This window comes from Paenibacillus sp. 4624 (genome assembly GCF_050435065.1).
Classification (GTDB): domain Bacteria; phylum Bacillota; class Bacilli; order Paenibacillales; family Paenibacillaceae; genus Paenibacillus; species Paenibacillus amylolyticus_D.
Genome location: NZ_JBNDJR010000005.1, coordinates 339,840 through 363,967 on the forward strand (window position 1 = coordinate 339,840; position 24,128 = coordinate 363,967).

21 protein-coding genes are annotated in these 24,128 nt (G+C 45.4%); 18 read left to right on the plus strand and 3 right to left on the minus strand.

The annotated features are described in order from the left end of the window. The first annotated feature begins 94 nt into the window (after positions 1-94). The 9 genes from ABIE27_RS14285 to ABIE27_RS14325 all read left to right on the plus strand — a co-directional run bounded on the left by ABIE27_RS14285 (position 95) and on the right by ABIE27_RS14325 (position 8,193). On the plus strand, positions 95-715 hold the full coding sequence (locus tag ABIE27_RS14285; protein WP_123066603.1) for an NAD(P)-dependent oxidoreductase: 621 nt from the start codon (positions 95-97) through the stop codon (positions 713-715). 259 nt (positions 716-974) lie between these two features. After that, positions 975-1,442 (plus strand): hypothetical protein, encoded by a 468-nt coding sequence (locus ABIE27_RS14290; RefSeq protein WP_123066604.1) that lies wholly within the window; start codon positions 975-977, stop codon positions 1,440-1,442. Further along, positions 1,439-2,494 carry a CehA/McbA family metallohydrolase gene (locus ABIE27_RS14295; protein WP_429350759.1) on the plus strand — a complete coding sequence of 352 codons (1,056 nt, stop codon included), beginning with the start codon at positions 1,439-1,441 and terminating at the stop codon, positions 2,492-2,494. Before ABIE27_RS14290 ends, ABIE27_RS14295 begins: the two co-directional genes overlap by 4 nt. Further along, positions 2,491-3,249, plus strand: a complete 759-nt coding sequence (locus ABIE27_RS14300; RefSeq protein WP_429350760.1) for a glycerophosphodiester phosphodiesterase — start codon at positions 2,491-2,493, stop codon at positions 3,247-3,249. Before ABIE27_RS14295 ends, ABIE27_RS14300 begins: the two co-directional genes overlap by 4 nt. Continuing rightward, a complete protein-coding gene (locus tag ABIE27_RS14305) occupies positions 3,227-4,264 on the plus strand; it encodes a LacI family DNA-binding transcriptional regulator (RefSeq protein WP_429350761.1) in 1,038 nt (345 codons plus the stop codon). The genes ABIE27_RS14300 and ABIE27_RS14305 overlap by 23 nt, the downstream gene beginning before the upstream one ends. A 2-nt stretch (positions 4,265-4,266) precedes the next feature. Continuing rightward, positions 4,267-5,091, plus strand: a complete 825-nt coding sequence (locus ABIE27_RS14310) for an ABC transporter permease (protein WP_429350762.1) — start codon at positions 4,267-4,269, stop codon at positions 5,089-5,091. 47 nt (positions 5,092-5,138) lie between these two features. Then, positions 5,139-6,179 (plus strand): ABC transporter ATP-binding protein, encoded by a 1,041-nt coding sequence (locus ABIE27_RS14315; protein ID WP_429350763.1) that lies wholly within the window; start codon positions 5,139-5,141, stop codon positions 6,177-6,179. A gap of 14 nt (positions 6,180-6,193) precedes the next feature. Continuing rightward, complete coding sequence (locus ABIE27_RS14320) at positions 6,194-7,357, plus strand: extracellular solute-binding protein (RefSeq protein WP_429350764.1); 1,164 nt, start codon at positions 6,194-6,196, stop codon at positions 7,355-7,357. Beyond that, on the plus strand, positions 7,354-8,193 hold the full coding sequence (locus ABIE27_RS14325) for an ABC transporter permease (RefSeq protein ID WP_123066611.1): 840 nt from the start codon (positions 7,354-7,356) through the stop codon (positions 8,191-8,193). Before ABIE27_RS14320 ends, ABIE27_RS14325 begins: the two co-directional genes overlap by 4 nt. 189 nt (positions 8,194-8,382) lie before the next feature. On the opposite strand, the gene ABIE27_RS14330 is transcribed toward ABIE27_RS14325, so the two are convergent. Continuing rightward, positions 8,383-8,805, minus strand: coding sequence for a VOC family protein (locus ABIE27_RS14330; protein ID WP_429350765.1), 423 nt, complete (start codon positions 8,803-8,805; stop codon positions 8,383-8,385). 193 nt (positions 8,806-8,998) lie between these two features. On the opposite strand from ABIE27_RS14330, the gene ABIE27_RS14335 reads away from it, so the two are divergent. The 3 genes from ABIE27_RS14335 (at position 8,999) to ABIE27_RS14345 (ending at position 13,767) form a co-directional block, all read left to right on the plus strand. Next, a complete protein-coding gene (locus ABIE27_RS14335) occupies positions 8,999-10,810 on the plus strand; it encodes a family 43 glycosylhydrolase (RefSeq protein WP_429350766.1) in 1,812 nt (603 codons plus the stop codon). A 361-nt stretch (positions 10,811-11,171) separates the two neighbouring features. Then, the gene (locus tag ABIE27_RS14340; RefSeq protein ID WP_123066613.1) at positions 11,172-12,524 is read left to right on the plus strand and encodes a glucoamylase family protein; all 1,353 of its coding nucleotides are present in this window, start codon (positions 11,172-11,174) and stop codon (positions 12,522-12,524) included. 223 nt (positions 12,525-12,747) lie between these two features. Then, positions 12,748-13,767 carry a phosphotransferase enzyme family protein gene (locus ABIE27_RS14345; RefSeq protein ID WP_429350767.1) on the plus strand — a complete coding sequence of 340 codons (1,020 nt, stop codon included), beginning with the start codon at positions 12,748-12,750 and terminating at the stop codon, positions 13,765-13,767. A gap of 28 nt (positions 13,768-13,795) precedes the next feature. Here the strand turns inward: ABIE27_RS14345 and ABIE27_RS14350 are convergent, their stop codons facing one another. Beyond that, positions 13,796-13,921: a hypothetical protein gene (locus ABIE27_RS14350; protein ID WP_275670053.1), complete on the minus strand. Its 126-nt coding sequence runs from the start codon at positions 13,919-13,921 to the stop codon at positions 13,796-13,798. Between the two features lie 608 nt (positions 13,922-14,529). On the opposite strand from ABIE27_RS14350, the gene ABIE27_RS14355 reads away from it, so the two are divergent. The 5 genes from ABIE27_RS14355 (at position 14,530) to ABIE27_RS14375 (ending at position 21,563) form a co-directional block, all read left to right on the plus strand. After that, on the plus strand, positions 14,530-15,498 hold the full coding sequence (locus ABIE27_RS14355) for an ABC transporter permease (RefSeq protein ID WP_123066660.1): 969 nt from the start codon (positions 14,530-14,532) through the stop codon (positions 15,496-15,498). A gap of 16 nt (positions 15,499-15,514) precedes the next feature. Next, positions 15,515-16,396, plus strand: a complete 882-nt coding sequence (locus ABIE27_RS14360) for a carbohydrate ABC transporter permease (protein ID WP_429350768.1) — start codon at positions 15,515-15,517, stop codon at positions 16,394-16,396. Between the two features lie 32 nt (positions 16,397-16,428). Then, positions 16,429-17,949 carry an extracellular solute-binding protein gene (locus ABIE27_RS14365; RefSeq protein ID WP_429350769.1) on the plus strand — a complete coding sequence of 507 codons (1,521 nt, stop codon included), beginning with the start codon at positions 16,429-16,431 and terminating at the stop codon, positions 17,947-17,949. A 151-nt stretch (positions 17,950-18,100) separates the two neighbouring features. After that, positions 18,101-19,954 carry a sensor histidine kinase gene (locus tag ABIE27_RS14370; protein ID WP_429350770.1) on the plus strand — a complete coding sequence of 618 codons (1,854 nt, stop codon included), beginning with the start codon at positions 18,101-18,103 and terminating at the stop codon, positions 19,952-19,954. Continuing rightward, the gene (locus tag ABIE27_RS14375) at positions 19,935-21,563 is read left to right on the plus strand and encodes a response regulator (RefSeq protein WP_123066617.1); all 1,629 of its coding nucleotides are present in this window, start codon (positions 19,935-19,937) and stop codon (positions 21,561-21,563) included. The genes ABIE27_RS14370 and ABIE27_RS14375 overlap by 20 nt, the downstream gene beginning before the upstream one ends. A 23-nt stretch (positions 21,564-21,586) precedes the next feature. Here the strand turns inward: ABIE27_RS14375 and ABIE27_RS14380 are convergent, their stop codons facing one another. After that, complete coding sequence (locus ABIE27_RS14380) at positions 21,587-22,636, minus strand: LacI family DNA-binding transcriptional regulator (RefSeq protein ID WP_123066618.1); 1,050 nt, start codon at positions 22,634-22,636, stop codon at positions 21,587-21,589. A gap of 126 nt (positions 22,637-22,762) precedes the next feature. On the opposite strand from ABIE27_RS14380, the gene ABIE27_RS14385 reads away from it, so the two are divergent. Next, on the plus strand, positions 22,763-24,124 hold the full coding sequence (locus ABIE27_RS14385; RefSeq protein ID WP_123066619.1) for an FAD-dependent oxidoreductase: 1,362 nt from the start codon (positions 22,763-22,765) through the stop codon (positions 24,122-24,124). Positions 24,125-24,128: the final 4 nt, after the last annotated feature.

Genomic DNA, 24,128 nt, shown 5'->3' on the forward strand with positions numbered 1-24,128 from the left:
CCGTATAACGCTTTTTTTGTTATTCTATTGTTTTACGGGCCAAATGCCGGTATATCACACAATGAACACAAAAACAAAATCAGGAGGTTTCAATATGCATATTCTAGTGCTTGGGGCTACTGGACGTGTCGGAAGCCATATCGTTAAATATGCGCTTCAGGACGGTTATCAGGTAACTGCATTGGTCCGTACTCCACAGAAAATAAACACGCAACACGATCGCTTGACCATTATCGAAGGTAACGTACTTGAACCCAATGATCTTGTCCATGCCATGCACGGCGTTGATGCGGTAATCAGCGCGCTGAACACGGATGGAACAACCACACTATCCAAAAGCATGCCGTTACTCATCAATGCCATGCAGCACGAGGGCATAAAACGAATCATTACCGTAGGAACAGCCGGTATTCTGCAAAGCAGAACCGAGCCTGGGAAACTGCGATTTCAGTCGAGTGAATCCAAACGCAAGTCAACTAGGGCCGCTGAGGAACATGAACAAGTGTACACACTGCTTAAAGAGTCCACCCCGGAGTGGACCATTGTATGCCCTACGTATTTGCCAGATGGGGAGGTCCGCGGCAACTACCGGGTAGAGCGTGACGTCTTACCTGAGGGCGGCACAGAAATTACCGTTGGCGATACCGCTGAATTCACCTATCGTCAACTTAGCGACCGCCGTTTTATAAACACACGTGTAGGCATTTGTTACTGATGCTTTAAGAAAATAAATGATGGGTTGGAAAAATACAGAAATCTCCTCTGTCAATGCGAAAACAATTTAGGTAGATCCACACGACTAGGGCCTGTCTTCTTTTAATAGAAGATAGGCCTTTTTGTGCTTTACAGAATATTAACATGTGCCTGAAACAGGGCTGATGATTTCACCTTAACATAGTATTGGATGTGGGAACGGTCCCACACTGAACAATCATTTCATTTTTTATAACACGCTGAAGGGCGGTGTGGTTCAAATGAAGGTGCTGGATCTGCAAGGAAGCCTCACTCCCCATGATTCAAAGACACATATATGCATGCCATTTGTCGTTGAAGCCGGATGTTCGAAGCTTCATATGCGTTTACAATATGGACCCAAAACCCTTGAGGATCAGGATAGATCCATAGAGTTGCTTATGGAAAGTTACGATCTGTACATTTTACCCGAACACCGGGAATACGCCATTGCCAACGCAACTCGTCATCTCCCGTTAAAAAATCTGATTACACTCTCGCTGGATGATACCAATCGATATAGAGGAGCATGTCATCGCCATGACCCGATCCAGGAACTTTACATAAGTAAAATGGATGCTTCCCCTGGACTGATGCCGGGTGAACTTCCTGCGGGGACCTGGACGATCATGTTGAGCGTGCATTGTATTGTCACAGAAGAGTGTACGTACCAGATGCAAATCTGGACATCCGAGGAGGACAACCTATGAGATGGCTCGCTTGTGAACTGCATACCCATACGCTGCATAGTGATGGCAGTCAAACTTTGGAGGAACTCGTTAAAGGCGCTGTTGATCTCGGGTTCGATGCAATCGCTTTGACGGACCATAACACGATGTCTGGTCTGATCGGCAAAGATGAGATAGAGCAAAAATATGAGTTATACATCATCCCTGGTATGGAGTGGACGACCTTCTACGGTCATATGGTGACCATTGGACTTCATGAATTTGCAGATTGGCGTGATGTGAGTCGGGAGCATATTGAAAAAGGGATCGCGGCCGTTCATCAACACGGCGGTATTGCCGGAATCGCACATCCATTCCGCATCGGAAGTCCTGCCTGCACAGGTTGCTTCTGGAAATATGATATTACCGACTGGTCCAGTATGGATTATATCGAAGTGTGGTCAGGTACGTTTCCTTCCATTCGAACGGATAATCATCGAGCTTTTGATTTGTGGACACAAAAACTGAATGAAGGATGCCGCATCGCGGCCACATCAGGGCGAGACTGGCATTCACAGGATATGACCAATGACCCCATCTCTGTCACATACCTTGGCATTGAGGAAGAGGCAAACATGGCTTCGCATCACACCGATCGCTTGATTCGCTCCTTGCGTGAAGGAAGAATATCTGTAACGATGGGGCCATTGCTCACACTGACACTGAGCGTTGGAGAAATTTTGTACCCGCTGGGTTCTATGATTCCGGCAACGCTTCCTGAGACGCTAAATACTACACAACAGTTGCTGGCGCATATCGCTTTGGACTTCTCTGTACGTGCCGGGAAATGGTCTTTGCCCGAGCAGCCTTTAAGGTTAGTGCTGTACTCCAATCTGGGAGAGGAAGGGCACGCAGAGGTCATCATGCAACACAATGAGCATGTTCTGGAACTGGAGATGCCGTTGTCCACAAACGATGGAGCATCACCTCGAAGATGGATTCGAGCCGAATGCTGGGGCACGATGCAAGGCGCCTATGTACGAATTGCGTTTACCAACGCGATCTATTGGGAGGAAGGAGGGAAGCCGTTATGAGTAGCTTTCCGCTGATTACAGCGCATACCGGCAGTATGGGGTATCCGGATCACTCGTTTGAATCCCTGCAAGCCTCCTTAGCACTTGGGATAGATATTTATGAAGATGATATTCGGATAACCCGGGATGGCATCCCAGTACTGGCACATGATGATGGGATCGAACTCGGCGACGGAAGACAAGGAAGTCTCGAAAAGCTCTCGTTGAATGAGGTACATGCCATGAGTCTAACGCCATTCCCGACCCTTCAGGAGATGCTGGTGCATATTCGCAAGGCAGGTAACATCATGAACCTGGATATCAAAACGGATCGTGCATTAGAGCCCGTGTCTGCCCTGATTGAGCAGATGAACATGAAAGAACACGTATTTCTAAGTGGTTGTGCCTACGACACTGCTTTGAAAGCTGGCAAGTATGCACCTGAAATTCGCCGGTTGCTGAATGTGAACCTTCAACATCTCGAACGTCTCAACTATGCGGATGCCATTATTCAGATGTGCGAAGAGGCCAAACATGCTGACTGCTTTGGACTGAACCTGCCCTTTCAAGTTGTGAGAGAGCAGCTTATAGATATTGTGAAGTCAAACGGTCTTGATATCTATGTATGGACGGTCATGGACGTAGAGGATATGCGTACGCTAGCAGGCTGGGGTGTCGATTCTATCACAACGCGTAATCCGCTGAAACTGACGACTTTGCGAGAAGAGATGAAACGAGCGGAGGAGAAGCAGGTTGAACCAAAAGCTAAACTATAGTCTGCGTGAACTCGCAGAGCTGGCGGGTGTGTCCAAATCGACAGCATCGCGTGTAATCTCTGGAAACGGGTACGCAAGTCCGGATGTACGAGAGCGTGTACTACAGGCTGTCGATCAGCTCCGCTACAAACCTAGCGCGGTGGCAAGAGCCATGGTTTCCAAACGCACGTATAACATCGGTGTCATCGTATTTCGGGACAGGCTACCGATTGTATCCCACACACTATATGGGCGAATCATTGATGAGATTCTAATGGCCGCCGAAGCGCTGGGTTACTCGATCTTTTTGAAGACAGATCGGGAAATGTCGTTACGCTCTACCGACTATATGCTGGAGCAGCGTGTGGATGGACTTATTCTGGTGAGCAGACTACAGAAGAACGTAATCGATTACGTAAAAAAATTCAATATTCCGTATCTCATGGTCAACGGATCTACCGAAGATCCTGAGGTTGTGCATCTCGTTAGCAACGACGAGGCTGGAGGTGAACGTGCAGCAGAACATTTGGTTGCATGTGGACACCGCCGATTTTTCATCATTGCCGGGCCAGGCGAACATCGGAGCCACTCGTTACGGCTGAAAGGTTTTTGCCAACGTTTGCAAAGGTTTGGTTTATCCGTATCTGAAGGACAGGTTCGTATTCTGCAATCCTCGGAATCGAGTTTTGAATCCGGGCACCAGTTGATGGAAGAGTACTATCAAACATTCCGGGAAGGACAATACAGTGCTCTTTTCAGTACAAACGATATGCTGGCACTGGGAGCAATGAAGGCCATGTTAGATCGTGGCATGCGAATCCCGGGAGATGTAGCTATTATGGGTTACGATAACACAGAGTTATCGATAATGGTTCACCCTTCACTAACAACCGTCAGCGTGGATGCTACAGGCATTGGACGGGATGCCGTATCCCTTCTGGATCGCCTGATACGTGGGGAAGAGAATGTACCTCGTTTGACCGAATATGAAAGCCACGTACTGATTCGTCAATCAACGAAAAGAAAGGAGGAATAGCGATGTTGTGGTATTGGAAACATGTTGGACCAAGGAGAATCATTGAATTCGTGTTACTAACTCTATTCGCCATTTTCTTTGCAGGGCCTCTGGTTAATCTGCTGGTACTTGCATTTACTGAAAAATGGAATTACCCGGACATTCTACCTCAGATCTGGGGGTTCAAATGGTGGAAATTTGTACTGGCTAAGGATGACATTGTCTCGTCGATCTCCTTATCCTTCCTGATTGCGACGCTCGTAACGTTGCTGTCCATCGTGATCTGTATTCCGGCTGCGTATGCTTTTGCCAGACTGCAGTTTCCGCTTAAGCGTATGTTTCTGTTTTCGTTCCTTCTGACACATGCATTTCCCAAAATGGGGTTGTACGTATCCATCGCTGTGCTTTTCTATCAGCTTGGTCTGATGAATACCCTGCTTGGTGTTGTGCTGATCCATATGATCAACGTACTGATGTTTATGACCTGGATTCCGACCTCGGCCTTCCGTAATGTACATCGGGCACAGGAAGAGTCCGCTCGAGATGTTGGAGCGAGCCCCTTCAAAGTGTTCCGCAGCATCACACTGCCTATGGCGATGCCTGGCATCATGGTTGCATCTATCTTCACCTTTCTCAATTCACTTGATGAAGCGCAGGGAACGTTTCTGGTTGGAATCCCCGATTATAAAACGATGCCTGTTGTGATGTATTCAATCATTTCCGATTTTCCAAGCAGCGCTGGAGCCGTATTCTCGATTATTTTGACGCTACCAACCATCATTCTGCTCGTGGCAGCCCAGCGACTCGTGAGTGCCGATGTGTTAGCAAGTGGTTTTCAGATGAAATAATAACGTTTCGGTCTCGATACCGGGGCAAAAGGGAGGCAGTTAGTAAGATGCAGTTGTCTGTACGCGCGTTATCCAAACGTTACAAAACCGGTGATGGGGTCAGTGGGATCAACATCGATATTCAAAAAGGAGAACTGGTTACGCTGCTGGGTCCTTCAGGCTGTGGTAAAACAACCGTGCTGCGAAGCATAGGTGGATTTCTCGAACCGGACTCTGGCGACATTCTGATCGAAGGCCAAAGCGTAATACAACTCCCGCCTGAGAAAAGGCCAACTTCCATGGTGTTCCAAAGCTATAATCTATGGTCCCATATGTCTGTATACGACAATCTGGCGTTTGGTCTGAAGATTCGTAAAAAATCCAAGGCCGAGATTCAATCCGCTGTAGAGGATGCGCTCAAACTGGTTCGGTTATCAGGCTTTGGCAAAAAATATCCGGCCGAGCTGTCCGGTGGACAACAGCAACGGGTTGCTCTTGCACGATCCTTGCTGCTTAATCCGGCGGTGCTCTTACTGGACGAGCCATTCTCAGCATTGGATGCCAAACTGAGACATGAGATGCGTGAGGAATTGCGTGAGATTCAGATGAACACCGGACTCACGATGGTATTTGTAACACATGATCAGGAGGAAGCCTTGTCCTTATCCGACCGCATCATCGTTATGAATCATGGGCGTATCGAACAAATCGCAGAGCCTCAACGAATCTATGATGAGCCTGCTTCATTATATGTTGCCAGTTTTATCGGCAAAATGAATTTCCTGAGAGGGGTGGCAGCACAGGAGAGCATCCAAATTGGAGATATCCATCTCCCGAATGAAAAAAATCTGGATGGACAGGTGATCGCAGCCGTTCGTCCGGAAGATGTACAGTTGCAATTCATCGCAAGGGATCATCCGTCCTTGGCAGGTAAGATCAAACAAGTCATGATCTTGGGGCATTATGCAGAAGTTACCGTTGATCTGGGCCAGTTAGGCGTTATCCGTGCTTTTCTGAACAAAGATCGAGTAGAACAGCTTCACACAGGCAAGGACATTTACGTTTCGATCAGCAAAATGATTGCATATCCACATGAGGAATCATACTGAGGAGGATGAAAAATATGCCAAAGAAAAAGCCCTTTTTATCATTGTTGACGGTAGTTGGATTGTCGATGTCCCTATTAGCTGGTTGTGGCAGTGCAAGTGATGCGAAGACAGCTTCAAGTGAAAGCAGTGCAGCGGCATCAAGTAAACCCGTTTCCTTTAACTTCTACTTTACAGGCTCACAAAATGTTAAGGATCTGTGGGATTCCCTCGAACCTATGTTTGAAAAAGAACACCCGGATATCGACGTAAAAATGGTCTACATTCCATCAGGAACTGGAGCAGAGCCGACATATGACCGCATCGTTGCTGCCAAGAAGGCAGGCAAAGGATCAGGAGATATCGATCTGTATGAGGATGGCATCGTCACTGTTTCTCAAGGGATAAAAGATGGCGTATGGGCACAATTGGATGCAAAGGACATTCCTAATCTGAGCAAAGTTAATGCAAACACGATGAAGGATGTTAACAATTATGCGATTCCCTATCGTTCATCCGCAGTGGTGCTAGCGTATGACAGCAGTAAAGTTAGCAATCCTCCCAAAACACTGGATGAACTCCTGACATGGATCAAAGCAAACCCTGAGAAATTTGCCTATAATGACCCTTCAACTGGCGGTTCGGGAAGCTCTTTTGTGCAAACGATCGTGTATAAAGACCTGCCGGAAGAAGACATTCACAACCCCGATCCAGCGGTTATGGAGAAGTGGAGTGCCGGTTTTAATACCCTTAAAGAAATTGGACCATTTGTATACGGCAAGGGGATCTATCCGAAGAAAAATCAGGGTACCCTGGACTTGCTCATGAATGGAGAAGTATCCATGATCCCAGCTTGGTCTGATATGGTACTGCAACAATTAAACGAAGGATTGCTGCCGGACACCATCAAAATGCAACAGATTACGCCAGGATTTAACGGTGGACCAACATACCTGATGGTGAATGAAGCGTCGGACAAAAAAGAAGCGATCAACACTTTCCTGGATTTTGTTCTTTCCCCAGAAGCACAAGCAGTGATTGTAAACAAAATGAATGGATTCCCAGGAATCGAGCTCTCCAACATGTCTAGTGAAGTACAAAGCAAATTTGATGGAGTAGCTGAGGGCTTCCGCACATTCAACATCGGGGATCTGGGCACAGAGATTAACAAACGCTGGCAGAGTGACGTTGCGGCCCAATGAGTAAGGAAATCAGGCAGTCAATTACAGGCATAGCGATGGTGCTCCCCTCCTTCGCCATCCTGCTGATTGTGGTCATCATTCCAATTATTCAATCGTTTATAATGAGTCTGAGCAATGATGCAGGCGGTTATGATCTGAGCAGGTACACGTTTTTGTTTACCGATAAAGGCATGCGTGACAATATCGTTTTTACGCTGCGAATCACAGTAATAACCTGCATCGTCGTCATGCTAATCAGTTACAGTCTGGCGATCTACATGCGTTTCAATCAAGGTCCGATTGTGAATCTGATTCGTAAAACGTACATGATTCCGCTTTTTATCCCGGGGGTCATCGCAACCTATGGTCTGATTAATCTGCTTGGAAACCATGGCTGGCTGGCACGTATGCTGGAAGTGGTGGGGGTAACGTTACCACGTATCATTTTTGATGAAAAAGGAATTATTATTGCGAACCTCTGGTTCAACATACCGTTTACCACGATGCTGCTCAGTTCAGCACTGTCGGGAATCCCGTCATCAGTGATCGAAAGTGCAAAGGACATAGGTGTAGGCAGGTTGACGCTGTTTACCCGGTTTATTTTCCCACTGTCCTACAAAACGTTCCTTGTTGCAATCACCTTTGTCTTTATGGGAGTGATCGGTTCGTTCACCGCGCCGTTTCTGATCGGAGCCAACTCTCCCCAAATGCTCGGCGTATCTATGCAACAGGTGTTCAGTGTATTTCAGGAGCGCGAACAGGCCGCAGCGATTGCATTTTTCTCTTTCTTGCTCTGTTCCGTACTTGGGGCGTTCTACATTCGTTCCATGGCGCAGGAGGAGAAGGGAAGAATCTAAAGAAGCAGCAAGCGAAATAAAAGGTAAGTTGAACCAAAGTTGTACAAGCAGACACTCCACAGCAATGTTGAAATGATCTAAACTAATGGTTTAAAAATGAATGTAGCCCCTCGGAAGAGAGGGGCTACATTCATTTTTTTGCTTAAGATAAACATTCTAGCTAAAGTTATCTCTACTTGCAGTTGAACACTACTTCATACGTCTGGAGATGGGATGGTCCTCATTCATTTGCAGCAAATCCCACAGGTTTCCATAAAGGTCTTTAAATACAGCAACGATGCCATAGTCTTGTTCCTTCGGCTCTCTTACAAATTCAATGCCTTTAGCAACCATGTCGTTATAATCTCTCCAGAAGTCATCGGTATTCAGGAACAGGAAAACACGCCCACCCGCCTGGTTGCCGATAAATGGCTCTTGTTCCGGTTTGGAAGCTCTTGCGAGTAAAATGGTTGTGCCTATAGATCCCGGAGGGGAGACCACCACCCATCTTTTGTCCTGCTCAGGTTGATACGTATCTTCAAGCAATGTGAAGTTTAATTTCTGAGTGTAAAATTCGATTGCTTCATCATAATCGTTAACGACCAAGGCAATATGTATAATCGATTGAATCATTAAAAGGGTCTCCATTTCATCTTCAGATTATGATAGAACTCTACCATTGTAATCGTATACACCACAACGGTAAATGAGGAAGAGCAGGAAGTTTCCCTATTCCTAAGCCCTGAATTGAAGTATGATAACACTAGGTTAAGCGCTTTCTTTTAAATCGAATTGAGTATACATACTTAGGAGGCTACCAAACTTGTTGAATACAAACACAAATTACGCAGGATATCTTTTTGTGCATTTTATCGGTGAACAGCCCGATGGAGAGCAGGTTTATTTTTCATATAGCGAGGATGGCCTTCATTGGAAGGATTTAAACGGAGGTAAACCCGTATTACGCTCCAATCTGGGGGAACAGGGCGTACGCGACCCGTTTCTCATTCGCTCCGCTAAGGAAGACAAGTTTTATCTGATTGCTACCGATCTGCGAATCGCAAACGGCAAAGGCTGGGGTGTTGCTGTAAACGAAGGAAGTCGTGATATTGTCGTATGGGAGTCCAGTAATCTCATGGATTGGTCTTCTTCTTGGACAGTTACACTTGGCACCCCGGGTGCAGGTTGTGTGTGGGCACCTGAAGCCGTCTATGATGAGGCGGCTGATGAGTTTCTTGTATTCTGGGCCTCGGCCACACAAGATGCAGATGAATCTGAACGTAAACAAAAGATTTATAGCGCACGTACCAAAGACTTCCGTACATTCACTCCATCCGAAAAATATATTGAGCGTGAGAATCACATCATTGATACCACCGTTCTTGCTTCATCTGGTTCCTACTACCGTTACTCCAAGGATGAAACAACCAAAAACATTCGTGTTGAAAAGGGGAGCTCTCTGGATAAGGATGCATTCACTCCGCTCTATGCGCCTGTGCTCGAAGCGTTGATGGGAGTAGAAGGGCCGCAAATCTTCAAATTCAATGACCGGGAAGAGTGGTGCCTAATAGTGGATCGGTTTGCCGAGGGGAAGGGGTATCTTCCACTTCTGACCACTGACTTGGCAAGTGGAGACTTCCGCATTGCAGCGGAGAATGAATTTGATATGGGGACGACAAAGAAACGGCACGGCGGCATTCTGCCCATCACCGCGGAAGAAGGTAATCGTCTGCTGGCCGCTTATGGAGACGGTCACCAGGTACTGGCTGGTCAATATGCTGACCCTGATGTGGCGAAGTTTGGCGACCGCTACTATATGTATCCAACTACCGATGGTTTTGATGGATGGTCAGGTACACAGTTCAAGGTGTTTTCCTCCAGAGATCTGCAGTATTGGCAGGATGAAGGGATCATTCTTGATCTGGCAACGGATGATGTGCCTTGGGCCATCGGAAATGCTTGGGCACCAGCGATTGCCAGCAGCAACGACAAATATTACTATTACTTCTGCGGCAAAATGCCTAATCAGGAAAGTGCTATTGGTGTGGCTATTGCGGATTCCCCAACGGGTCCTTTCCGAGCGGAGCCTGAGCCTTTAATTACAATGGATCAATTAAGACGTCTTGATATCAAGATGGGGCAAGCCATTGATCCTTCAATCTATGCTGAGCAGGATGGGAAGATGTATCTGTTATTCGGCAACGGGGATGCTGCCATTGTGGAGCTTAGTGACGATATGATTACTGTTCGTGAAGAAACGATGCGTAACCTTGCAGGATTGCATGATTTCAGGGAGGCCGTAACCGTATTAAAGAGGGAGGGCCTGTACCACTTCACATGGTCTTGTGATGATACGGGAAGTGAGGATTATCATGTCAATTACGGTACGTCGGAAAGCCTCTATGGCCCGGTCACCTATCACTACCCTGTCTTAAGCAAAAATGTAGAAAAAGACATGCTTGGAACAGGACATCACTGTATCTTCCATGATGCTGGAACAGATCAGTACCACATGGCTTACCATCGTTTTGTCACTCCGTTATCGCGGTTTTCCGAGGGAAAAGGGTACCACCGGGAAGTGTGTATTGATCCGATTCAGTTTGGAGCGGATGGGCAAATGAAGCCCGTTGTTCTGTAAAATGATGGGATGGTTTGAGCATCGAAGCATACAATCACGATACAAACAATGACTTTGAATAGATTATCGTGCTTGGACTTTATCATTTGTATGTCTCATGGAAGCCGCTAACCATAGCGGCTTTTTTTTAGATTTTGCTTACATACGTACCTGGGTCGAAGCATTGTTATTACGGAAGAAGAAGTTTCTGTATGTCAAGAATTCATGTTTTAAATGAAACGTTTCGAACTAAAAAATAAAAAGAAAAGCTAAATTCAACTTTAAAAAGTAAGGGTTTTCATTTTGTTATTTACCAAATATGGACACTCATGGTATCATAAATGCGAAACGTTTCGAATTCATTTTTGAAGGGAGAAAAGAGATGAACATTGTAAAAAGGTTAGGATTCATTTTAACTTTTTGTCTGTTTGCCAGCACAGCTTTCACTCCTGTCATATCCGCACATGATTCAGGCAAGCCGCCAGGCTTCAAACCGGAATTGAAAGCGGTTGCCAAAAAAACGTACAAGTACTTCAAAGATTTTACCGATCCCAAAACCGGGTTAACGTATGATGAAGTCCGAATGAAGGAAAAGGGAACGGAAGAAGCCAAGCGTACCTCGCCAACAAACATTGCGATGTACATGATGAGTACCGTTTCTGCCGAACAAATGGGCCTGCTTTCAAAGAAAGAAGCCGTATCCCGCTTGAAAACAACGTTAAACACGCTGGAGAAGATGGATAAGTGGAACGGGCTCTTTTATAACTGGTACAATACGGACGATGGTTCCGTCAAAAAAGATTGGGGGCAATTTATATCACAAGTAGATAACGGTTGGTTATCCGCAGGATTAATCGTCGTTGGACAAGCGTATAAAGAGTTAAATGCACAAACCAGCACTCTCGTTAAACAGATGAACTATACAACGTTATACGATCCGGAAGTAGGCCAATTCCGTGGTGGCTATGATGTCGCCAAAGGCGCACTGACAGAGCATCATTATGGGTCCTTTTATACGGAACCTCGTGTAGCGAGTTATATTGCCATTGGTAAAGGAGATGTACCAAAAGAGCATTGGTGGAAGATGTATCGAACTATGCCTCTTGAATGGGATTGGCAGTCTCAGATTCCGCAGGGTCAAACGGTGAATTATGATGGCGTAGATGTCTTCGAAGGAAGTTATGAGTATCAAGGTAAAAAATTTGTCCCAAGTTGGGGCGGTAGCATGTTTGAAGGACTTATGCCGGGTCTGGTAATCAAGGAAAAAGACTTGGGTATAGAAGCGTTAGGTCTAAACAATAAACGTCATGTCGAGCTGCAAATCGAATATGCCAAAGAAAAAGGGTATGCAGCATGGGGATTCTCGCCATCAGCAACAGCTACCGGATATAGTGAGTTTGCAGCGACACCGCTTGGCATCTCAGGTTACAAAGACGGAGCAACGGTAACTGCGCATGCAACATTCCTTGCCCTGGACTATGCGCCTGAAGAGGCACGCAAAAACATCAAAACATTGAAAAAGTTAAACATGATGGGCAAATATGGCTTATACGACTCCATCAATCTGGAGACCAAAGAAATCGCCAAAGCTTATCTGGCGTTGGATCAAGGCATGATTATGGTATCTATTGCGAACTATCTGGAGGATGGGGTTATCCGTGATTATTTCCACAGCGATCCCATCGGTCAAAAACCTGAAGAGCTGTTGAAAAAAGAAGTGTTCTCCATTCAGTAGACCCGATTCAAATGGAACGAGACATCGCTTAATGATGCTTCGTTCCGTTTTTTCAGCAAATGCTAGCTAATAACATATTCCTATTGTTGATTAGGCATATGACTTTTTTGTGTATAGCATAGTTTAAATTGTTTATTACATATTATTAATCTTTTACGATCGTTACAATAACTTATAAGAGAAGTGGTTGATTTACTTCATAAAAACTGCAGGAGGATAACCAATGAATGATTTTTTTAGATTTGATACGCATGAAGAACGGCGAGCGTTATTGATCAGAGCAAGAAAAGTAGCTTTATCAGCAATTCAACAGTATGACATAGAGTGGGATAACATCCAGTTTATTCAACTATCTGATACGATCACGTATAAAATTGAAACCAGTACAGATAACCATTATCTGCTTCGCATTCATTCGGACCGATTAAGCAGAGAAGAAATTCGTTCGGAACTCCTACTGTTACAAGCACTGAACAAATCGAAAGATCTTAAGGTACCCGAAGGGATACCAAGTTGTGATGGTATTTATGTATTGGACATCGAAACAGAGATAGGATATAGACGCCCTTATATAACGATGATGCGGTGGATCGAGGGTGAAAAAGCAACAGGTGAATTTACGGATAGTCATGCATATAATATGGGTGTATTGATGAGCAGGCTCCATGAAGCAACAAAGGATTTCAATCCACCTTCTGATTTTGTAAGACCTACTTGGGGAGTAGAAACTTTTAAACGTGATATGGCTAAGTTGGAACGTTGCCATGAACATTTTTTATCCGAAGAGGCATGGAAGCTGTATCAAGATGCAGCTGAGAAGGTTGTATCCCAACTTACCACTATGCGTCCAAGTGAACATAACTATGGGCTCATTCATGCTGATTTACATACCGGTAATATGGTTTTTAACGATAATCAACCTTATCCGATTGATTTTGGAAGATGTGGGTACGGATATTATCTCTACGACATGGCAGGCACCATGTTGGAGCTTTGGCCAAAGCATCGATGGATGCTTATCCAAGGTTATGAGAGTATTAGGAAGCTCGAAATGGACTATACTCGGGATCTGGAATGTTTTTTCGTTATGATCATAATCGAGAATTACTGTCATCACGCATCTGATCCAAGAGAAACAGCCAGTTTAATCAATGAACAAAAATATGCCCAAGCATACATAAGAGAATATTTAAACGGTAATCCATTTTTATTCGAAGTGATCGAGGCTGTAAATGTGGATTAATATGGACTTATGTCAAGAAAGTAGACACTTACGCGACGGATTTGACCGTAAATTTCAGTGCAAAACGAGCAGGTGAAAGATAACCTAGCGCCATCCGAGCCACGATCCGAGTGACGGAGCAATCCTGGAGCGGGGCGTTTGGCCTGGTAAGCATCTTTCAATGCATCTAGCACCAGGCTCGTTTCCTTCCGTACGTTAACGGGTGTCCACATTTTATTTTAGCAACACTGGGATCGTTAGAGAAACAAGCCTCCGTAGGACAATGATACGACCTCCTCTTCAAGTGATAACTCCCTCAAATTGGACATGAGCTAGCTTGAGTTTCGACTCTAGAACCGAATGATTAGCTCTGCAAGATACATATCGCACGTCCTTGCCACGACCTCTGCTAATGGGAGGTCTATTTTTACTCCAACCTGCCTATTTCACCTATGTCAACTTATATCCATCTATGCCTGTCTAGCCCTACGTAAGCGCTGCGCAAGTCTGCCTAAGATATTCCTTTTTTTGCATCACCAGAGTATATTCCTCTTCTTTTCGTGGAGATTATCTCATTTCATGTATCTAAAGTGCCTTTAAGCAACCGTTGGAATATCGACTTTCAAGCAAATAGTCATCAAATTCACCTATAAGGTCATGAGATTGGTCTTAAAACAGCTGGTGTTCAGAAGTTACAATGAGAGTGTTCAACAAAGAGTTCAACGAGAACAGGTATACGAAGAACACGCATTCGAAGAAAATGCAGAACGAAGAAAAGGAGGTATGCACGTGGCTTCAAATATGGCGGCGCTGGAACAACCCGAAACTCCCGTACCCCGCAAGATCAAACCTGAGCGATTCAGGTCTTTCAAAAAATATTGGGACTTATATTTGATCATGCTGCCAGGGCTCGCGTATTTTATCGTCTTTAAATACTTGCCGATGGGCGGCATCGTCATTGCATTTCAGGATTTCAGCGCCTTTGCCGGCATTCGCGGCAGTGAGTGGGTAGGACTCACCCATTTTAGAAACATGTTCATGGATAGCGAATTCTATTCCGTTTTCAAAAACACCCTGTTAATCAGTCTCTACAAACTGGTCTGGGGGTTTCCTGGACCGATTATTCTGGCTTTAATGCTCAATGAAATTCGTAACATGATGTATAAACGATCCATTCAGACCCTGGTTTATTTACCACACTTTCTATCTTGGGTCATTATCGGAGGCATTTTGATCAATGTTTTGTCTCCATCAACAGGCATCATCAACCAGCTTCTGGGCATGATCGGGCTGGAGCCCATCTTTTTCCTTGGAAGCAAGGAATGGTTTAGAACCATACTTGTAGCCAGCGATATCTGGAAGGAAGTCGGCTGGGGAGCGATAATCTACCTGGCGGCACTGTCCTCGATTGATCCTCAAATATACGAAGCCGCAGTTGTCGACGGTGCAAACAAATGGAAGCAGTTGATTCATATTACGTTGCCATCCCTAATGGGAACGATTGTTATTTTATTCGTTCTTCGTTTGGGGAGTGTGCTGGATGTCGGGTTCGAGCAAATTTTCGTACTTTATAATCCGCTCGTCTACGACGTCGCTGATGTCATTGAAACCTACGTGTACCGAACGGGGATCACACAAGCGCAGTACAGCTTTACAACAGCCGTAGGTTTGTTCAAATCGGTTATCAGCCTCATTCTAGTCGTATTTGCAAACCAGGCAGCCAGAAAACTCGGGCAGAACAGTTTATGGTAGAGAAGGGAGAGATCACGTGAGACTTACAAGGGGAGAACGAATGATATCCCGTCTGAATGTTGTGCTCCTTGGCCTTTTCGCCGTGCTGGCCTTGCTACCCTTCCTGCATGTCATTGCCCAGTCCTTTAGCAGTCACCAAGCAATTACGTCAGGGCGAGTACATCTGTGGCCCGTCGATTTCAGTTTTGAAGCCTATCAGAAAGTGCTGGCAGAGCAGGCATTCTTGAATGCTTTTCAAGTCAGCTTGCTTCGTACGGTAATCGGCACTGCGGTAAATGTAGTCATCACATGTATGCTCGCTTACCCGTTATCCAAGTCATATATCCAGGGTCGTTCAGCCATTATGTTTCTGATTGTATTTACGATGCTGTTTAGCGGTGGCATGATTCCGACGTTTCTGGTTGTCAAAGCAACGGGACTGCTGAACTCCTTCTGGGTGTATATCATACCTGGAGCTGTCAGCGCGTTTAATGTGATTATTATGAAAAACTTTTTTCAGAGTGTGCCTCTGGAACTTGAGGAATCTGCCAAAATCGATGGTTCGTCCAATGTCGGGACGTTAATCCGAATCGTCGTTCCACTATCCATGCCCGTGATCGCAACAATTACATTATTCCATGCTGTGGGGCATTGGAATGCCTTTTTTGACACCGTATTGTATGTGACCGATCGCAAGCTTTTCCCACTTCAAGTCTATTTGCGAGAATTAGTGATGTTCAATCAATCCAACATCAGCAATAATAATGGATATTCCGCCAACATCGACAGCACCTTGCTCGCTTTGGAGTCATTGAAGGCAGCAGCACTGATCGCAAGTACACTTCCAATATTGCTGGTCTATCCTTTCTTGCAAAAACATTTTGTCAAAGGCATTATGCTTGGTTCTGTAAAAGGATAATATACAGCTGACCACACGGAGGGGATTGTCATATGAAAAGAAATAAAAGTAATGGATCAAGCATGGGGATTTATCTGAAACGGTCTGTAACTGTGATGGCTCTGGCCGCCTTGTTCATCGTTACCGCATGTTCTTCTGGAGCAAAAGAAGGTACGGCAGATGGAACCGGTGAAAAACCATCCATCGAGATTGTATTAAATAATGCGGGTCGGAAGTTCCCCGAAGGCATGGACGAAAACAAAAACCCGTACATTGATTACATTCGTGAAAATACGAATATGGACATCAAGCTGACTACCCCGCCAGCAGACGGTTATGGGGAAGCATTGAATGTCATTATGGCATCAGGTGATCTACCGGATATGATTCTGTCCTACGACCCGAACTGGTTTGAAAGTTATGTTCGACAAAAAGCGCTAACTCCATTAAACGATCTGATTGATCAATACGGGCAAAATCTGAAAAAAAATATACCTGAAGAGGCTTGGAAAACAGTAACGGTCGACGGGAAAATTTATGCCATTCCAAGTTTAAATCCGATCCCGGGAAATGAAATTATATTTGCACGCAAAGACTGGCTTGATAAACTGGGGTTGAATGCACCTAAAACGCTTGATGAATATAAAAACGTAATGCGTGCTTTCGCACAGGATGATCCCGACGGAAACGGTAAAAATGACACCTTCGGGCTGATCCTGCAAGAAAATTTGGGGAAAACAGCTCCGTTCATCGGTGCATGGGGCATTCAACGGGGTCAATGGACAGAACGGGACGGTAAGCTGGTGATGTCCAGCACTTTACCTGAGATGAAAGAAGCTCTGGCGTATCTTGCTGACCTGTATAAGGAAAAATTAATAGATCCCGAATGGGCATTGAACAAAATGGCGAATGTGGATGAAAAAGTTGCGAGTGGTAAAGTCGGACTGTTCTCAGGAAACTGGTATGATACGAGGGGACCTATTTTAACCAATCAAAAGAATGATGAAAAGGCCGAGTGGATCACGCTGGAGTACCCGACTGGACCGGATGGTAAACAAGGAACTTGGGGCAACAATTATGTATCCGGTTACAATGTTGTTCCAATCACTAGTAAAAACCCGGATGCTGTCATTCGCATGCTTGATTTTATGATTGGTGATGGATATCGTACGCTTGTTCTCGGCTTCGAAGGGGAAGTGTGGAACACGCAGGACGGAAAAGTTGTCACCAACTTTGATGAGCACAACAAACATATTTACCGTCAGACACTGAGTGAGGCCATTGTGCCATTTGAAGCTGAAGTTTCCAGAGATCGCCTGGATTCACTAGGGATGGAGTTCAAACTCAATGAGATTATAGATCAGATCAACTCCGTTGCAATCCGTAATCAATACCTGGGAGTTCCGACAGCAGGTATGGGTAAAAACGGCCCGAAATTAGGCAAAATGGAAAACGAAATATTCACCAAAATCATTATGGGTGATCTGCCACTGGATGCTTTCGACCAGTTTGTCGAAGATTGGAAGAAGAACGGTGGAGAAGAAATTACGAATGAAGTGAATCAGAGTAATTAAAAAGTTCAGTTAGTATAGGTAGAGAAGGCAATTTCGAAACAGCGCTCAAATTGGGCGCTGTTTCAGCCCGTTCAACAAGCAACACCCCTGCTAAGCGTAAGCGTATAAATAAACGTAACATATCGTATCTGTCTTTGGGGGAGTGCAGCAAATGAAATGGCTCAAACGATTGCAGAATCATTATTCCCAGTCCATTCAAGTGAAACTGACCTGTTATTTTCTCTTGATTCTGTTGCCACTGGTTGCTTTCAGTATCTATGCTAACGTGAAATCCCGGCAGATTCTGGAGCTGGAGCTTGGTGAGCGAACAATCAGTGCGATGAGTTCGGGTCTGGAGTTTGTGGATCTGACGCTCGGAAGCATCAAAAACTTATCTACGCTCATCTCGACAGACTCCAATTTATTATCCTTACTGTCTCATGAAGAAGAAACGTTGAGTCCTGGTGCTATTATGGATTTCTCCCGTGTGATTGAGCGAATTACAGATATCACTGCGGTGAATGATTATTTGAGTAACGTCATGATCTATCATCATGCTTCGAGTTCCTTAATGACTACCAAGCTTGGCTTGATACATCTCGATTCCTCCGATTCGGAGCGATGGCACGCGGATGCCCTAAAAGCAAATGGTGCAAGTATCTACTACTTGCCAGATCGTTACAAAGAGACCATGGCAGGGAGAGCAGACTCCATCTATAATCGTAACGACCTCATCATGATGAGACTGCTAGATTTTTATCGTGTAGATAAAAGTGAAAACGTACTGATGTTGTCCATATCCAAAAGTAAGCTGTTGCGTTCTCTGTCATCTTTAGTGGAAAAGAATCAATCCAAGCTCTATCTGTACGATGATCAGGATCGAATGATTGTCTCCAATGCTGCCGATGAACCACAATCTTTTGAGCTTCATGAAGTTCAGGTAGATCAAATCATTGTACAGGACAGCCTGGAGAGTAACGAGAAAAACATGATATTACGGGTGACCTCACCCCGGAGTGGATGGTCCATTTTACTGGTGCAGCCTGAAAAAGAAGTTTATATGAAATCAAAACCGCTGGAAATCTTTACGTACGGTATCATCGTTCTTAGTGTGGTCCTTGCATTCTGGATTGCTTGGCTGGTGTACAGTGGAATATCTTCTCCCATTTCCGGTCTGGTTTCAGGCATGAGACAGCTGCGAAAGGGGAATTTAAACATCCAGCTTGAGAATAAAAGACAAGATGAATTAGGCTTTTTAACAGATTCATTTAATCAGACGGTGACGCAACAAAGGCATTTAATTAAAGACATCTATGAGCAGCAGCTGCGCATGACCAAAACAGAGCTGAAGTTGCTGCAAGCGCAGATTAATCCGCACTTTTTGTACAATACACTTGATTCCATCTACTGGACAGCCAAAAATTATGATGCTGAAGAAATCAGTACCATGGTACTGAATCTGTCGAGTTTTTTCAGACTTAGCCTGAGCAAAGGGCAAGAAACATTTACGGTAGAGGAAACGTTCAAACATCTGCATTATTATGTACGCATTCAGCAAATCCGTTTTTCCGAACAGTTCACTATCACTTACCATGCCTCTGAAAATAGCAGACATCTGCATATTTTGAAATTGCTGCTTCAACCGTTAGTTGAAAATGCCATTTTGCATGGGCTTGAAAAACGAAAAAAAGGGGGTACTTTGAACATAAGTACAAACGTCATTCATGATCGATTGGTCATTCAAGTCAGTGATAACGGGCGCGGGATTCCGAAAGAACGGTTAGACCAAATTCAGGAAGCACTCGCACTCATAAAGAAGGGGAATATAACGTCACCTTCGGAACGAAATTCATCGTTTTTCGCTTTGCTCAATGTGCAAGCACGTATAGGCATCTATTACGGAGAGACAGCTGATCTAATTATTGAAAGCATAGAAGGCGAAGGCACAACGGCCACCATGAAATTACCCGTCAACCGCTGTATTAAGGACAGAAGGGAGTCAGAACATGAACCTAATGATTGTTGAAGATGAGATTCGAATTATGAATAGTCTAGTTAACAATATCCCATGGAATGAGTATGACATTGAGGTGGTGGCCGCAGCCGAGAACGGGCTCGAGGCGTTAAGTCTCATTGAACGTAAAAAACCTGATATTGTACTGCTTGATATTGAAATGCCCGAAATGGACGGTCTGACTTTGGCTAAACTCGTTCGAGAATTGGAACCCCAGATTAAATTGGTTGTGCTCAGTGGCCATGATGATTTTCACTATGCCCAAGCGGCAGTGGGACTTGGCGTAATGAAGTATTTACTTAAACCTGCAGGCGATCAAGAGATTATGGATGCTGTTTTGCAAGCTGCCGGAGAGATTCGCAAAGAACTCATGGAGAAGCACAGTATGCTTGAATTAAAGCGGAAGTGGCAGGATCGATTGCCTCAGCTGCAAGATGATTTTTATCGAAACTGGATGATGGATCGTTATGCGGAATGGGAACTGCAAAAACATATGCAGGAGTTAAATCTATCCTTGAACGTTTTCTCAACCTTTGTCGTCGCCGTGTGTGAAATAGACCCGCTTTCGGAGCAAGACGTACGGTTCACATCCTCTGATCAATCTTTATTGCAGTTTTCGCTGGAATGCATCACTTCTGAATGTCTTCGGGACGAGGATTGCCGGGTGTTTACGGATGCGGACGGAGCAACAATTCTGCTGTTTGTGGGGAAACCCGAAGAATCGGAGCAGGAAGTGATCCAACGGATCAACGTAAATGTAGCACGGTTGTTGAACATCGTGAAGGAATGCCTGAAAATCACAGCCAGTGCCGGACTAGGAACCTTCGGTTCATGGGATCATGTATCGCTTTCGTACCGTCAAGCGCGCCGTGCAATACAAGAGCGGGCCATCTATGGGAATGATATGTTCATTCCGTATTTGGATGTGGCAAGCAGCAGACAACCCGTACAATTTGATTCTGATTTTGAAAAACAGCTAGAGATTGCGGTTCATACCGACGATTCATTGGAAGTCATCCGTCTGATTGAGAACTACTTTGAGCAGCTATATGCCTATGATGTATCTACTCAACGTGTATATGAACATCTGTTGTATCTAAGCAGTTTGTTTACTCGAATCATTCAATCCAGAGGCTGGTCGATGCAGCAAGTGCTACAAGAAGACTATTCCGCATTCCTTGCCTTCGGATCACTGCTGTCCAAAGATCAGATCGTGACATGGGCGAAAAGAGTCGCCAGTCGAATCATTCTTTACCGGGAGAAGGAACGGAAACATTCGAGCCATGAGCTTGTTAAAAAGATGCTCGATACGGTCGAACTCATGCTGGGAAAAGAAGAATTGACATTGCACACGCTTGCCGAGCGTTTATATGTCAACCCTTCATACCTCAGCCGCCTCTTCAAAAAAGAAGAGGGGAAGTCGTTCTCCGAATACGTGCTGAAACGAAGTATGGAATACGCCAAAGAACTGTTATTAAACGGGGTTAAAGTTTATGATGCTGCTGAGGCAGCCGGTTATCGTGACGTTAGTTATTTTGCCAAAGTGTTCCGCAAATATTGGGGAGTCGCGCCGAGCGAATTCAAACGTCAGGAACGTACTACTGAGCTGACCCCGGATTAGGGCCACACTATCGGATACGCTTCTCACGCTCGTCGTTTCGTAATATCACTCACCGTCGCGCCAGAATGAAATGCTCCTTGCAGGCGGATATGCTCATAGGGCAGGCTCGGATTAGAAATTCTCCATAACATCCGATCCGCCCCGCGCACCCCCACCTCTTTCACAGGCAGTTGTGGCCGTGTCAAATCAGGGATTAGCTCTGAAGCAGCATGCTCCAAACCGATCAGAGAGCAATCCTGAGGGATTTGCCGGGTCAGTAGACTGCATCCGTAATAAATCCACGCTAAATCATGCTCCATGCCTACCAGAATCGCGGTTGGTTTTTCCTTTTCCAATAAATCCGTCAACTGCTGGATATACAACGCTTTGGACTGAAGTCTTGTCAAATGTTGATCTTCATTCACGGGAATTCCTTCGAGCTGTAGCGCTTCCTGAAAAGCATGCCAGCGCAGCCGGAAGCCGCGATGCATTCGTATGTCTCCAATGTACAAAATACGTGAATGGCCCTTGCTAACGAGAAAACGAACAGACTGGTGCACCGCCGACGAAACATCCCATATCACACTATCCACCTGTGCAACAGGCGGCGGGTAATTAAGCAAAATCTTGGGGAGATCAAGCTCCATCAATCTGGCCTCCATAGGCGGAAGAATCATCGGTCCAATAAAGAAACCGTCCAGATAAAGTAATTGATTCTCGTCCATCCAATCAAAAAATTGCGAATCTGAAACTGTACCCTGTGGTGCAAAAAGTATTTCCAGTTTGTGCCCAAACTCGGCAAGTCGGGACTTGATACCCTCATACAAAGAGTGATGAATGAACGGCAGTTCTGTGTTCGGCACGATAAACGCGAACCTTCGCGGCTTGGAAGAATAGATGGGGATCTGCTCAACCGCCAAGCTGCGCTCTTGCTCCTTGGTTCGATACCCCAACCGGTTAGCAAGGGCAACGACCTCATTACGTGTATGCTCGGACATCCCCGGCAGACCGCGTAAAGCCTTGGACACCGTGTGTACGGTCAGATCAAGCTGATCCGCAATCATTTTTAGCGTAACCTTCTTGGGAATGGGCATATGAACCACCTTAACGATCAATTTTCTATCATTATAGATAAAACCAACCAAAAGTGAAACTAAAGTGTAACTAAAAATAAGGTTCGATGGCAGTTAAAATGAAAGTAATTCATGGAGGTGGTTCACATGACTCAACCCAAATCAGAGATACGAATTCCGGAACGTCGTATTCCGTTATATAGCGAAGTGGATGTATTGGTCGCTGGAGGAGGACCTTCTGGCGTAGCAGCAGCGTTGGCCGCTGCAAGAAACGGAGCATCTGTATTACTTATTGAGCAGCGAGGTTACCTTGGAGGCATGGCGACGGTATCCCAGGTTCCAGCCTTTTGCCCATACACCGATCAGGTTAAACCCGTGATTCGCGGGATCGGACTGGAAATCCTGAATGATATGAAGTGCAATATGGAGGAAACGTTCCGTAAAGATTGGCAGGATATGCTGGACTGGGTTCCTATTGATGCGGAAGTGTTAAAGAGGGTGCTGGACGATAAGATGATGGAAGCGGGCGTGCAAGTGTTATACCATACGTTCGTTGGAGATGTTCTGCATAAGGATGGTTGTGTGGAAGCTGTCATTATTCATAACAAAAGTGGAACACAGGCAGTGAAGGGCAACATTTATATTGATGCCACCAGTGATGCGGATATCACCTATCTTGCCGGCGGACAGCTCCTCAAGGGTGGTGAGAACGGAGAATTGCAGCCGGGCACGATGTGTTTTGTGCTTACCCATCTGGATCGAAGCCAATTCCTGTCCAGCGTGGAGGTTCACGGCAAGGATTTGAAACATGCCATCCGTCAAGCTAAAGAAGAAGGACGTCTGCATGTAGCGCGAGAGTGGGCGGGGATTTCATGGCTGAACAACCATACGGCAGGTCTTAACTTTGGTCACGTCTTTGGTATTGACGGCTCGAATGCGGAGGATTTAACACGCGGGGCGATCCAAGGCAGGGCACTGGCTGCACATATTACCGAATGGTTACGTGAGGCTATCCCCGGATTTGAGAACGCTTTCCTGACATTGACCGGTGAACAGGTTGGCATCCGGGAGACTCGGCGAATTGTGGGCGACTATACGATTACAGCTGACGATTTCATGGCTTGCCGTTCGTTCTCCGATGACATCGCACGTAATGCTTATTTTATCGATATTCATATGGCTAAACCGACAAGTGGTATGACGATGATTCATCTGCCAGCAGGGGAGTCACACGGGATACCTTATCGTTCTTTACTTCCTGCAGGTATTCAAAATGTAATTGTAGCCGGCAGATCCATCTCTACAGACCGAGCAACACAAGGCTCCGCGCGAGTCATGCCGAATTGTTTTGCCATGGGTGAAGCTGCCGGAACAGCTGCTGCGATGCTTCGAGAGAATGGATCGAATGAGACACGAAGTATCGATGTAAGTGCTTTGCAGAGCAGGCTTGTCCGCCAAGGGGCGTGGCTGGGGGAAGCGTTAAACGAGCTTTACTTGGAGCAAGCGTAATCAA

Bases quoted from the DNA above. Each gene is read 5' to 3' on its own strand.
- ABIE27_RS14290 (WP_123066604.1), top strand. From the start codon at position 975: ATGAAGGTGCTGGATCTGCAAGGAAGCCTCACTCCCCATGATTCAAAG.
- ABIE27_RS14370 (WP_429350770.1), top strand. From the start codon at position 18,101: ATGAAATGGCTCAAACGATTGCAGAATCATTATTCCCAGTCCATTCAA.
- ABIE27_RS14295 (WP_429350759.1), top strand. From the start codon at position 1,439: ATGAGATGGCTCGCTTGTGAACTGCATACCCATACGCTGCATAGTGAT.
- ABIE27_RS14355 (WP_123066660.1), top strand. From the start codon at position 14,530: ATGCACGTGGCTTCAAATATGGCGGCGCTGGAACAACCCGAAACTCCC.
- ABIE27_RS14320 (WP_429350764.1), top strand. From the start codon at position 6,194: ATGCCAAAGAAAAAGCCCTTTTTATCATTGTTGACGGTAGTTGGATTG.
- ABIE27_RS14300 (WP_429350760.1), top strand. From the start codon at position 2,491: ATGAGTAGCTTTCCGCTGATTACAGCGCATACCGGCAGTATGGGGTAT.
- ABIE27_RS14385 (WP_123066619.1), top strand. From the start codon at position 22,763: ATGACTCAACCCAAATCAGAGATACGAATTCCGGAACGTCGTATTCCG.
- ABIE27_RS14380 (WP_123066618.1), bottom strand. From the start codon at position 22,636: ATGCCCATTCCCAAGAAGGTTACGCTAAAAATGATTGCGGATCAGCTT.
- ABIE27_RS14365 (WP_429350769.1), top strand. From the start codon at position 16,429: ATGAAAAGAAATAAAAGTAATGGATCAAGCATGGGGATTTATCTGAAA.
- ABIE27_RS14330 (WP_429350765.1), bottom strand. From the start codon at position 8,805: ATGATTCAATCGATTATACATATTGCCTTGGTCGTTAACGATTATGAT.
- ABIE27_RS14310 (WP_429350762.1), top strand. From the start codon at position 4,267: ATGTTGTGGTATTGGAAACATGTTGGACCAAGGAGAATCATTGAATTC.
- ABIE27_RS14325 (WP_123066611.1), top strand. From the start codon at position 7,354: ATGAGTAAGGAAATCAGGCAGTCAATTACAGGCATAGCGATGGTGCTC.
- ABIE27_RS14375 (WP_123066617.1), top strand. From the start codon at position 19,935: ATGAACCTAATGATTGTTGAAGATGAGATTCGAATTATGAATAGTCTA.
- ABIE27_RS14315 (WP_429350763.1), top strand. From the start codon at position 5,139: ATGCAGTTGTCTGTACGCGCGTTATCCAAACGTTACAAAACCGGTGAT.
- ABIE27_RS14340 (WP_123066613.1), top strand. From the start codon at position 11,172: ATGAACATTGTAAAAAGGTTAGGATTCATTTTAACTTTTTGTCTGTTT.
- ABIE27_RS14285 (WP_123066603.1), top strand. From the start codon at position 95: ATGCATATTCTAGTGCTTGGGGCTACTGGACGTGTCGGAAGCCATATC.
- ABIE27_RS14350 (WP_275670053.1), bottom strand. From the start codon at position 13,921: ATGCTTACCAGGCCAAACGCCCCGCTCCAGGATTGCTCCGTCACTCGG.
- ABIE27_RS14345 (WP_429350767.1), top strand. From the start codon at position 12,748: ATGAATGATTTTTTTAGATTTGATACGCATGAAGAACGGCGAGCGTTA.